This window comes from Streptomyces sp. NPDC056373 (genome assembly GCF_042262425.1).
Taxonomy (GTDB): domain Bacteria; phylum Actinomycetota; class Actinomycetes; order Streptomycetales; family Streptomycetaceae; genus Streptomyces.
Genome location: NZ_JBHJPX010000018.1, coordinates 170,813 through 182,712 on the forward strand (window position 1 = coordinate 170,813; position 11,900 = coordinate 182,712).

The 11,900-nt window shown below is 70.3% G+C and carries 8 protein-coding genes; 2 read left to right on the plus strand and 6 right to left on the minus strand.

The features are described from left to right. Nucleotides 1-24 precede the first annotated feature (24 nt). The 5 genes from ACFCXS_RS32945 to ACFCXS_RS32965 form a co-directional block, all read right to left on the minus strand. Nucleotides 25-2,013 (minus strand): beta-galactosidase, encoded by a 1,989-nt coding sequence (locus ACFCXS_RS32945; protein WP_376647020.1) that lies wholly within the window; start codon nt 2,011-2,013, stop codon nt 25-27. Next, complete coding sequence (locus ACFCXS_RS32950) at nt 2,010-3,053, minus strand: LacI family DNA-binding transcriptional regulator (RefSeq protein ID WP_376647021.1); 1,044 nt, start codon at nt 3,051-3,053, stop codon at nt 2,010-2,012. The genes ACFCXS_RS32945 and ACFCXS_RS32950 overlap by 4 nt, the downstream gene beginning before the upstream one ends. 116 nt (nt 3,054-3,169) lie before the next feature. Continuing rightward, entirely contained in the window at nt 3,170-4,144 is a 975-nt protein-coding gene (locus ACFCXS_RS32955) for a carbohydrate ABC transporter permease (RefSeq protein ID WP_376647022.1), read from the minus strand. Then, nucleotides 4,141-5,088 (minus strand): ABC transporter permease, encoded by a 948-nt coding sequence (locus ACFCXS_RS32960; protein WP_376647023.1) that lies wholly within the window; start codon nt 5,086-5,088, stop codon nt 4,141-4,143. Before ACFCXS_RS32960 ends, ACFCXS_RS32955 begins: the two co-directional genes overlap by 4 nt. Beyond that, a complete protein-coding gene (locus tag ACFCXS_RS32965; RefSeq protein WP_376647024.1) occupies nt 5,085-6,764 on the minus strand; it encodes an ABC transporter substrate-binding protein in 1,680 nt (559 codons plus the stop codon). Before ACFCXS_RS32965 ends, ACFCXS_RS32960 begins: the two co-directional genes overlap by 4 nt. Nucleotides 6,765-6,954: 190 nt before the next feature. Here ACFCXS_RS32965 and ACFCXS_RS32970 point away from each other — a divergent pair, with 190 nt between their 5' ends. Beyond that, entirely contained in the window at nt 6,955-9,810 is a 2,856-nt protein-coding gene (locus tag ACFCXS_RS32970; RefSeq protein WP_376647025.1) for a glycoside hydrolase family 3 C-terminal domain-containing protein, read from the plus strand. A gap of 95 nt (nt 9,811-9,905) precedes the next feature. Here the strand turns inward: ACFCXS_RS32970 and ACFCXS_RS32975 are convergent, their stop codons facing one another. Then, nucleotides 9,906-10,409 carry a MarR family winged helix-turn-helix transcriptional regulator gene (locus ACFCXS_RS32975; protein WP_376647026.1) on the minus strand — a complete coding sequence of 168 codons (504 nt, stop codon included), beginning with the start codon at nt 10,407-10,409 and terminating at the stop codon, nt 9,906-9,908. Between the two features lie 64 nt (nt 10,410-10,473). On the opposite strand from ACFCXS_RS32975, the gene ACFCXS_RS32980 reads away from it, so the two are divergent. Next, the gene (locus tag ACFCXS_RS32980) at nt 10,474-11,751 is read left to right on the plus strand and encodes a multidrug effflux MFS transporter (protein ID WP_376647027.1); all 1,278 of its coding nucleotides are present in this window, start codon (nt 10,474-10,476) and stop codon (nt 11,749-11,751) included. The last annotated feature ends 149 nt before the right edge of the window (nt 11,752-11,900 follow it).

Below are 11,900 nucleotides of genomic sequence, written 5' to 3' on the forward strand. Positions count from 1 at the left end.
GCCTTTCCGGTAGGGCGGCTGGATTCAGGCGATACGGAGTACGACGCAACCGCCGGGCGGCAGTTCGGACACCGGGCCGTCCGTGAGGAGGTCGTGGGTGGCCTCGGGCAGAGGCACGGGTTCGGCGCGGTGGTTGATCAGGAAGCGCCAGCTGCGGCCGTCCGCGGCGTGCCGGGTGACGGCCTCGACCCGGGGAGGCAGGCCCGGCACCTCCGGTCCCACGCCCGCCTCGTCGAGGAGCCGGGCGACCAGGGCCGTGTAGTCGGCGTCGTCGAGGCGGGTGGAGAGGTACCAGCCCCGGCCGGTGCCGTGGCGGTGACGGGTGAGCGCCGGGCTGCCTGTGAGCATGCCGTGGGTGTAGGAGGCGAGCGTTTGCGCACCATGGGCGCGCACGGACTCGCTCCATACGGTGCCGTGTGACCCGTCCGACAGGGTGATCCGCTCGTCCCGCCGCAACGGCCGGTACTCCTCGACGCGGATGCCCAGGGCCTCGCGCAGCGGAGAGGCCGGGTAGCCGCCGAGACGGGCGTGCAGGCGGTCGTCGACGTAGCCGCTCGCGTGCTGGACCAGGAGCGTGCCACCGCCGGCGACGTACCGGCGCAGGTTCTCGGCGGCCTCGTCGGAGAGGAGGAACAGGGCCGGTGCGATGACGAGCGGGTAGCGGCCCACGTCGTGTTCGGGGTGGGCGAAGTCGACCGTGACGCCGGCGTCCCACAGTGCACGGTGTGCCCGGCCGAGGGCGGCGTGGTAGTCGTCGAGACCCGCGGAGGGCAGGCCGTCCACGCCGAGTGCCCACCATGCGTCCGCGTCGTGCAGGACGGCCACCGACCCGGTGACCGTCGACCCCGCCAGCTCGCCGAGCCGGGCGACCGTCTCGCCGGTCTGGGTGACCTCGCGGAAGATCCGGCTGTCGGGCCCCGCGTGCGGCACCATCGCCGAGTGCCACGTCTCGGCGCCGGCCCGGGACTGCCGCCACTGGAAGAAGAGGGTGCCCTCCGAACCGCGCGCGATGTGGCCGAGGGTGTGGCGCAGCACCTCCCCGGGGTCCTTGGCGAGAATCCGGTCCTGGTCGTACACCGTGCTGGTGCCCTGCTCCATCAGCAACCACGGCCGTCCGCCGCCGAAGGAGCGGGCGCGGTCGGCGTGGAAAGCGACGTCGGCGGCGGCGTCCAGGCCCGGTGCGCCCGGGTACTGGTCGGAGCTGACCACGTCCAGCTCGCGGGCGAGCGCCCACAGATCCATGTTCTGGTACGCCGGCAGCATCAGGTTGGTCGTCACCGGCCGGTCGCTGTGTGCGCGGATCGCCTCGCGCTGCTCACGGTAGGCGGCGATCACCTCGTCGGACCAGAAGCGGTGGAAGTCCAGCTGCTGACCGGGGTTCTTGTGCCAGTTGGTGGCGCGCGGCGGCAGCACCTGCTCCCAGGAGCCGTACCGCTGGCTCCAGAACGCCGTCCCCCAGGCCTCGTTGAGGGCGTCGAGCGATCCGTGCCGCTCGCGCAGCCACCCACGGAAGGCGGCGGCGGTGTGGTCGCAGTAGCACAGCGTGGCGTACTCGTTGTGCACGTGCCACAGCGCGAGGGCGGGATGGTCCCCGTAGCGTTCCGCGAGGGCCCCGGCGATCCGTCGGGCCGCGTCCCGGTACGCGGGCGCGGTGAGGCAGTAGGTGTCCCGGCTGCCGTGGGTGAGGCGGGTGCCGTCGGGCCGGACCGTCAGCGCGTCCGGGTGGGCCAGGGTGAACCAGGGCGGCGGGGAGGCGGTGGGGGTGGCCAGGTCGACGGCCACGCCGTTCCGGTGCAGCCGGTCGAGGTGGGTGTCGAGCCAGGCGAAGTCGTAGCGGCCCTCCTCCGGTTCCAGCAGTGCCCAGGCGAAGACACCGACGGTGGCCAGGTTGACCCTGGCCCGGCGCATCAGCTCGTCGTCCTCCTTCCAGACCGGTTCGTCCCACTGTTCGGGGTTGTAGTCGCCGCCGAAGGCGAGTCCGCCCAGACGGTCGGTGAGGCTGAGCGGGGTCATGACGGGCCCTCCCGGTGAATCGACGTGTTGAGGGCGCTGCTCTGGCGCACCGTCAGAACTGGTTCCAGCAGCACCCGTTCGTCCTGCGGCGGCTCTCCGCGTGTCGCGGCGTCGAGTCGGCACATCAACTGTTCGACCGCCACCCGGCCGAGTTCCTGCGCCGGTCCGGAGACAGCGGTGAGCAGGGGGGCGTGCTGCTCGGCCAGCTGCTCCGGACACAGCGCGACCACCGAGGCGTCCTCGGGGACCGCACGCCCGCTGACGCGCAACAGGCTGAGGAGCGGGCCGATCGCCCCCTCGTTCTGCACCACGAAGCCCGTGGTGTCGGGCCGGTCGGCCAGGACGCGGGCGAGGGTTCCGGCGGTGCCTTCGTAGGTGCCGTCGCACGGGCGGTGCAGAAACCGCAGGCCGCGGCTCTCCGCGCGCTCGCGGAAGCCCGCCAGGGTGCGTTCCGCGTATCCGGCGTGGCGCTCGTAGACACCGGACGCGTAGCCGATGAAGGCGACGTGCCGGTGACCGAGGTCCGCGAGGTGGTCCGCGCACAGTGCCCCGGCGGAGGCGAAGTCGTGGTCGACGCAGGACAGTCCGCGCGGGTCGTCGGGCAGGCCGATGAGTACGGTCTGCGTGCCCTCGGCCCGCAGCGCGGGCAGGCGCTTGTCGTCCAGTACGACGTCCATGAGGATCACACCGTCCGCGAGGCCGCTCGCCGCGACCCGGCGCACTCCCCCGGGACCGCCGTCGCTGGTGATCAGCAGGACGTCGTAGCCGTGCAGGCGGGCCGCCGTGGTGACCGACACGGCGATCTCCATCATGATCGGGACGTACACGTCGGTGCGCAGCGGCACCACCAGGGCGATGACATGCGAGCGGCGGCCCGCCAGGGCGCGGGCACCGGCGTGCGGGTGGTAGCCGAGCGCGGCCACGGAGCGTTCGACGCGCAGGCGGGTCTCGTGGGAAATGGGGCGGTTGCCGTTGAGCGCGTAACTGACCGTGCTGGACGAGACGCCCGCGTGTCTGGCCACGTCGGCGATGGTCACCATGCTGTCCGCGTGTCCTTCCTGGCGGTGGTGGGGAGCGGCTCCGCTCCGGCAGCGGGGATGGGCAGGGGGAGCCGCTCCCGGTTCGAGGAGACAGGGGTGCCGGCGGTCGGGCCGGTTCACCCTTTGATGGCGCCCGTGAGCACGCCCGTCCGGAAGTGCTTCTGCACGAACGGGTAGACGATCAGCAGAGGCACGAGTGTCAGGACCACCACGGCCATTTGCAGCGACAGCGGAGCCGTCTGCTGCTGCACGGTGCCGAACCCGCCGTTGAGGGAGCCCGGCAGGCCGACGCCCCGGCTGACGTAGGTGAGCAGCACGTACTGCAGCGGCCACTTCTCGCTCTCCGTCGGCATGTACAGCATGACGTTGAAGAAGGAGTTCCAGTAGCCGACCCCGTAGAACAGGGCGATCACCGCGGTCACCGCCCGTGAGGTGGGCAGGACGACCGACCACAGGATCCGCCAGTCGCCGGCGCCGTCCGCGCGGGCCGCGTCGATCAGCTCGCCGGAGGTCGAGGAGTAGAAGGAGCGCAGGACCAGGATGTTGAAGACGGAGACGGCGCTCGGCAGGATCAGCGCCCAGTACTGGTTGTAGCCGCCGAGTCCGGTGACCACCAGGAAGGTGGGGATCATGCCGCCGCCGACGAACATCGTGATGATCAGCAGGAGCAGGATGAAGCGGTGTCCGAGCGAGCGTGACCGGGACAGGCCGTAGGCGCACAGCACCGAGACGACCATCGACAGCGCTGTGCCGACCACGGTGATGCCGAGGCTCACCAGCAGCGCGGTGCGGACCGTCGAGTCGCCCAGCATCTCCCGGTAGGCCTGGAAACTCAGGCCGTCCGGCCAGATGACCAGGCCGCCGGCGCGGTTGATGGCGCCTGGGGAGGAGACGCTGGTGAGGACGATGATCCACAGCGGGACCAGGACGACCGCCAGCACTCCGCCCAGGGTCAGCCCCTTCGCAGCCTGGCCGACGGCGGTCGGCGGTTCCTCCCAGACGGGGCGCCCGGCGCGCGATCCGCGCCTGGTGACCGGTGCCGCGGGGGTGCTCGTGACCGGTACGCGTTCGATCGTGGATGTGTTGGTCATTTCCGGTACAACCCGTCCTCCCCGAAGGCGTGCGCCAGCTTGTTGGCACCCCAGATCAGCAAGAGCGAGATGGCGCTCTTGAAGAGGCCGGCCGCCGCGCCGTAGCTGTAGTCGTTGGTGGCGATGCCGTAGTAGAAGGAGAAGGTGTCCAGGACGTCGGCGGCGTCGTGACCGACCGCGGGGCGCTGGATCAGGAACTGTTCGAAGCCTACGGACAGGGCGTTGCCGAGCCGGAGCACCAGCATCAGGACGATGACCCCGCGCAGGCCGGGCAGCGTGATGTGCCACATACGCCGCCAGCGCCCCGCGCCGTCGATCGCCGCCGCCTCGTACATCTCGTTGTTGATCGCGGCCAGCGCGGCGAGGAAGACGATGATGCCCCAGCCCGCCTCCTTCCACACCGCCTGGGAGGTGACCAGCAGCGCGAAGGTGTGCGGGTTGGTCATGATGTCCCAGGTACCGATGTCGTGGTTGCGCAGGAACTGGTTGAGGACGCCCGCGCCGCCCAGCATCTGCTGGAAGATCGTGATGGTGAGCACCCACGAGAAGAAGTGCGGCAGGTAGACGATCGACTGGAAGAGGTTGCGGATCCGTTCGCTGATGACGGTGTTCAGCAGCAGAGCCAACGCGATCGGTATCGGGAAGAACAGGATCAGTTGGACGAAGCTCAGGTAGACCGTGTTCTTCAGCGTCTCCCAGAACATCGGGTCGTCGAAGAGACGCTTGAACTGGTCGAGACCGGCCCAGTCGCTGTGCCAGACCCCGACCAGGGGGTCGTAGTACTGGAAGGCGGTGACGATCCCGAAGAGCGGTACGTAGTTGAAGACCAGCAGCAGGACGACCGTGGGCACCGTCATGATGAGCAGCGTCCGGTCGCGGCGCAGTCGGATGCGCCAGCTCAGCCGCTCGGGCCGGTGAGCCTGCCGAGCCTCCGCCGTGCTCACTGACCGGTCCCGTACTTGTCGAGCACGTTCTCTGTCATCCAGCGCTTGAGCCGGTCTCCGCTGTTCGACTTCCAGCTGGCGATGGCGGCCTGTACGTCCGAGACCTTCTTCTTGCCGTGCGTGCAGTCCGTGATGGTGTCGAAGACGGCCTGCCCCGCGGCGGCCGTGGCGATGCTCTGCGGCATGCTGATGTTCATGTTCCAGAAGACCGGCTTGTACAGGTACTTCACGTTGGCGGCCTGCCAGGCCGCGTAGTCCTTGGTGACGACGTCGGCGCCCTGGTTGCTGATCACGGCCTGCGGTGCGGCCAGGAACGGGTAGATTTGCGGCTGGACGTACTTCTTGCCTGCTTCCGTGGCTGTGGGCACCCCCTTCTTCATCGTGTAGTGGACGCCTTCGACGCCGAAGTTGACCATGGTGTACTCGCGTGAGCCGTACGGTGCGGCCAGGTAGTCGGCAACCGCCAGCAGCTCCTCGATCTGGCTGGGCTTCAGGCGGGCGTTGAGGTAGCTGAACATGCTGGTGCTGGGACCCATGTAGGTGCCGGGCTTGCTCTTGCCGTCGGCGGCGAAGATGTTGAACGATCCCCGCCGGTAGTCCTTGTTCGCGGCGGTGCCCGACTGGTAGTCGCTGAGGTTCCAGGCGCCGGTGCCGCCGCCCTGGATCAGCATCTTCCCCGAGTAGAAGAGGGTGGAAGCGGTCGAGGTGTTGCCGGCGAGGGCGTCGGGATGCATGTACCCGGACTTGGCCAGGCGGTAGTGCCAGTCGAGTGCCTCCAGGAACTGGGGCGTCTCGTACGCGTTGACCAGCTTGCCGTCCTCGATCTTCCAGCCGGAGGGCACGCCCCAGAACGGGCAGAGGTACATCCACACGTCGCCGAAGGCCCACACGCCTCGCTTGGCGTCGGTCAGTTCCTTGCCGAGGCTCATCAGGTCGGCGGCGGACTTCACGTCGTCCCCGGTGATGCCCTTCGACTCCAGGATGTCGCGCCGGTAGAAGGTGGTGCCGGACATGACGAACTTGCTGGCGAAGCACGGTATGCCGTACAGCTTGTTGCCCCAGGCGCCACCTTGCCAGCCGCCGGTGGGGAGGGCGGCGAGGTTGGGATACTGCTTGACCTTGTCGCCGGACAGGTAGGGAGTCAGGTCCGCGAGCTGGGTGCCTGCCAGCCGACCGACGTTCAGGTTGTTGTTCAGCCAGCTCGGCACCTGGATCCAGTCGGGCAGCCGCTTGGCGGCTGTCATGGTCGGGATGATGGTGGCGTAGTTGGTGCCGTCCGCGGGCTTGACGGTGAGGTCGAGGCCCAGAGCCTTGTTCATGGCCTCGAAGAAGGAGTTGCCGGGCGACGGGACGGTGCCCCAGAGCGGGGTGACCGCGGTGTACCTGCCGCCCTTGCCCGGTACGCCGGACACGGTGACGGGGTGCTCGGTCGGGTAGTGCAGGAAGGCGGGGTCCGTGGCCCGGTCGGCGCCGTTCGACACCGAAGGGATGTCGGGTGTCAGGGACTTGTTGGGCACGTAGGCGGGCAGTGCCTTCTTCAGTCCTGACGCGGTGTTCGAACCGGTCTGTTCTCCGCCGCCGTTGCCGCAGGCGGAGAGCAGGGGAGCCATCGCCGCGGCCCCCGCCACCGCGGTGGCCCTGCCGACGAAGCTTCTGCGGTTCAACTCGTTGCTCATGAGCGACCCTCTCCTCGGAGCGTCGAAGCGCTTCACTTGGCGGCGAACGTTAATGACATGTTTCTCGCGAAACAAGAGGGCGATACCTGAGAAACTTTCTTTCCTCCCGTGCATTGACAGCCTGCGAGGCCGGTGGCAGCGTCGAAGCGCTTCAACAATCCGAAACGGCCTGCTTCTAGGGGTTTGCCTCATGGGTTCTCCGTCCCTGACCGCCGCCGCCCGGCTCCCGTTCCGTGACCCCGCGCTGCCCGTTGCGAAACGCGTCGACGACCTGCTGGAGCGGCTCACACTCGACGAGCGGATCGCCCTTCTGCACCAGTACGCCCCGGCCGTCGAGCGGCTCGGCGTCGCCGCGTTCCGCACCGGCACGGAGGCGTTGCACGGGGTGTCCTGGCTCGGCGAAGCGACCGTCTTTCCGCAGGCGGTGGGGCTCGGCGCCACCTGGGACGAGGAACTGGTGCGGGAGGTCGCCCAGGCCGTCTCCGTCGAACTGCGCGCCTTTCACTACCATCGCCCGACAGCGAACGGCGTCGGCACCAACAGCCTCCAGGCCTGGGCGCCCGTGCTGAACCTGCTGCGCGACCCGCGCTGGGGCCGCAACGAGGAGGGCTACTCCGAGGACCCGGAGCACACCGCCCGGCTCGGCACGGCCTACTGCCGGGGCCTGGCCGGCGACCACCCCACGTACCTGCGGGCCGCTCCGGTGCTCAAGCACTTCCTCGCCTACAACAACGAGGACGACCGCTGCGTCACCTCCTCCGGCCTGCGCCCCCGCGTGCTCCAGGAGTACGACCTGGCAGCCTTCCGGCCCGCTGTCGCCTCGGGCGCGGCCACCGGCGCGATGGCCGCCTACAACCTCGTCAACGGCCGCCCCTGTCACGTCAGTCCGCTCATCCGGACGCAGCTGCGCGAGTGGGCCGTGCCGACCGGACACGAGCTCTTCGTGGTCAGCGACGCCGAGGCGCCGTCCAACCTCGTCGACCCGGAGCACTACTTCGCCGACCACCCCGAGGGGCACGCTGCGGCACTGAAGGCCGGCATCGACAGCTTCACCGACCAGAACGAGGACAGTTCCACCGTGACCGGCCGCTTGCGGGAAGCCCTGGAACGCGGCCTGATCGACGAGGCAGACATCGACCGCGCCGCCCGCCGCCACCTGCAACTCCGCTTCCGACTCGGCGAGTTCGACCCCGATCTGGACCCGTACGCCGGAATCGGCCCGGAAGTGATCGCCTGCCCAGGCCACCGCGCCCTCGCCCGGCGCGCCGCCACCGAGTCGGTGGTGCTGCTCAAGAACGACGGTCTGCTGCCCCTCCGGGCGGAGCGCTCCCCACGCATCGCCGTCATCGGTCCGCACGCCGACAGCGTGTACGAGGACTGGTACAGCGGCACCCTGCCCTACCGGGTCGGCATCGCGTCCGGGCTGCGTGCCGCCTCGGCGGAGGTCGTCACCGCCGAGGGCTCCGACCGGATCGTCCTGCGCTCACGCACCACGGGCGCACCGCTCGGCGGCACCACGTTCGACGTCCAGGACTGGGGCGGCGGCGCGCTGACGCTGCGCGACACCCTCACCGGCCGCTACCTCACCCGCAAGGACGACGACTCGCTCCTCGCGGAACCCACGGTCATCAAGAGCTGGTTCGTCAACGAAACTTTCCGACTGGAGCCCGATCCGCTCGGTGACGCCGACACCGTGCTCCTGCGCAACATCCACACCGGCCGCTACGCCGCGGTCGACTCCGCGGACGGCCGGGTCGCCACCACCGCCGCGACTCCGCAGGAGGCCGAGCGCTGGCAGCGCGAGTTGCTCCGGGACGGCACGGCCGAGGCCCGCGCCGCCGCCGAGGCGGCCGACGTCGCGATCGTCGTCCTCGGCAACCATCCGCTCATCGACGGCCGCGAGACCGAGGACCGCTCGGGCATCGCACTGCCTGCGGGCCAAGAGGCCCTGCTGCGCGCGGTCGCCGCGGTCCGCCCGGACACCGCGCTGGTCGTCATGAGCAGCTACCCCTACGCCCTCGACTGGGCCGACGAACACCTGCCCGCCGTGATGTGGACGTCTCACGGCGGGCAGGAAACAGGCACGGCACTGGCCGCCGTCCTGCTGGGTGAGGCCGACCCCGCCGGGCGCCTGCCGCAGACCTGGTACCGGGGCGACGACGAGCTCCCGCACCCCCTGGACTACGACGTCATCAAGGCGGGCTGGACGTACCAGTACCACCGTGCCGCACCCACCTACCCCTTCGGGCACGGCCTGTCCTACACGGAGTTCACCCACAGCGACCTGCGACTGTCCACGACGGAGGTGGCGGGGGACGGCGCGCTCGACGTCTCGCTGACCCTGACGAACACCGGCGGCCGCACCGGAAGCGAGGTGGTCCAGCTCTACGTCCGGGCGCTGAACGCCCGTTACGAGGCGCCGAGGCTGAGGCTCGCCGACTTCCGCAAGGTACGGCTCGAACCCGGGGCGAGCCGGGAGGTGGTCTTCCGGCTGCCCGCCGAGCGGTTCGCGCACTGGGACGTCGCCACCGGCGCCTTCACCGTGGACCCCGGCGCCTACGAGGTCCTCGTCGCACGGTCCGCCGAAGACGTCGTCCTGACCGCGCCGTTGACGGTACCCGGTGCGCCTCCCGCGCCCCGCGCGGTTCTCGGCCGGCGCACCCTGGCCGTCGACTTCGACGACTACACCGCCCTCGCCCTGGTCGACGCCGACCGCGCCGAAGGCGACGCCGTCGCCCCGGCCGGCCCCGCACGCCCCGCCGGCCTGCTGTTCCGCCGCGCCGATCTGACCGGTGCGGCCCGCTGCGAGGCGCGGGTCGCGCGGGTGGACGCCGGAGGGGGAGAGGCACGGCTGGAGATCCTGGCCGGGGACCGCCCGTTGACCGAACTCGCCGTACCGGTCACCGGGGGCCCCTACACCTGGACCACGGTGACGGCCGAGGTGACGGTACCCGTCGACGGTGTCCACGACCTGCGACTGATCCTGCACGGCGACTTCCGTCTCTCGTCCTTCTCCTTCGCCGCGTCGGGGGACGAGGGCGCATGAACAGCGCGGGGCGCCGCCGTCCACGGTGCCCCCCCCGGAGGGTGCCTGACCGGTGGTGTCCGTCGGATGTGTCGCTCCCGTGCGGTCGCTGCGCGTCAGTCCCGGCCGGTCCCGCTCTCCATGACCTCCACCAGCCTCTGCAGAGCCCCGATGACCCGCTGGCGATCCTCGCCCAGGTCCGTCAGCAGCTCGACCTCGGCGGCGAGCTGGCGAGGGAAGAAGGCGTCGATCGCCTGGGCGCCCGCTTCGGTGACGACGACCAGGGCGGCACGCCGGTCCGCGGGATTGGGGGTGCGGGCGATGAAACCACGGCGCTCCAGCTTGGCGAGGGTCTTGCTCATTCCGGCGCGGGACATCCCCATGCGATGGGCGAGACCGCTGGCGATGACCGGGTCGGTGGCGTGCCGCAGGGGGACCAGGACGTCGACCTCCGGGGCGGTGAGGGGGGCACCCGCGTAGAGCGGCTCGACGGCCCGGTCGAGTAGGCCCGTGACCCGTTTGAGCAGGCCGACGAGCTCCATGGGGGAGGTGTCCAGGTCAGGGTTGTGCTCCGCCCACTGGGCGCGGATCCCGTCGGGGGAGGGGAGAGGGGAGGGCATACGGCTCGTCTCCAGCTGTAGGGCAAATTTGTTAACCAGTGAATCATTAGCTAACGTTATTGCCATGATATCCCCGTCCCCCGCCCCTTCCACCGCTGAACGAGTCACCGATCCGGACACCGCACCCCGTGCGGCCAGGCGCTCGGCCCTCGCCCTGGTCGCCGTTCTCGGCGCCCTCACCGCCATGACGCCGCTGGCCATCGACATGTACGTGCCCGGCTTCCCCTCCATGGGCGACACGCTCGGCGCGAGCAGCTCCGCCGTGCAGCTCACGATGACCGCCTTCCTGGCCGGGCTCGTCGTCGGTCAGTTGGTGCTCGGCCCTCTCAGTGACCGGCTCGGGCGACGTGGGCTGCTCATCTCCGGGGTCGCCGGTTTCGCCTTCTTCTCCCTCGTGTGCGCGCTGGCCCCGAACGTCGGCGTGCTGACCGCAGCCCGCTTCCTGCAGGGTGTGACCGGTGCGGCGGGGGCCGTACTGGCCCGGGCCGTCCTGACGGACCGCTTCCGGGGCACCGAACTGCCCCGCTACTTCGCCGTGCTGTCCCAGATCATGGGCGTGGCACCCATCGCCGCGCCGGTGCTCGGCGGGGCGGTCCTGGCCGTCTCCACCTGGCGCGCGATCTTCGTCGTGCTGACCGTGCTGGGGGCCCTGCTCCTGCTGGCCGTGGTACGGGCCGTGCCCGAGTCCCTGCCGCCCGAGAGCCGACAGCACGGCGGGATCGCGAGCACCTTCCGGGCCATGGGCGCCCTGCTCGGCAACCGGGCCTTCATGGGCTACGTCCTCGTCCTCGCCTTCGTCTCCGCGGCGCTGTTCACCTACATCAGCGGCTCCAGCTTCGTCTTCGAGAACCTGCACGGAGTGTCCTCGACGACGTACTCGCTCATCTTCGCCACCAACGCGGCCGGCATGCTTGTCAGCGGGGCGGTCTTCTCCCGCCTGGTCCAGCGGGGCGTGCGGCTGAACACCCTTCTCACGGCCGGTGTCGGCATCGCCGCGCTCGGCGCCGTGGCCCAGGTCCTCCTCGTGGTCACCCTCGGCGAAACCCTCGCGGGCACCTGGATCACGCTGTTCGTCACCGTCGCCGGGATCGGCCTCGTCTTCCCGGCGGTCATGAGCATCGGCCAGACGCTCGGCCGCGAAGCTCCCGGCGCCGCCTCAGCCGTCCTGGGCGGCCTGCAGTTCCTGTGCGGCGCCCTCGTCTCGCCTCTGGTCGGCCTCTTCGGGGAGGACAGCTCCCTGCCGATGGCTCTCATCATGCTGTTCGCCGTGGCAGCCGCCGGAGTCTCCTTGTGCGCGCTGGCACGGCCCTGGCGCGGTGAGGGTGAGCCCTCCGACGGCTGAACGGCGCACGCGCCTGCGGGGCGGGGGCGGGTTGTTAACCCGCCCCCCCCCCCCGGGGGGGTGGCACCCGAGGGGGTGTGGTTGGCCCCCGACCCCAAGTTTTAGGGCGGGGGGGTGTTGTAGCCCCGCACCCAAAATGTTGCGGGGGT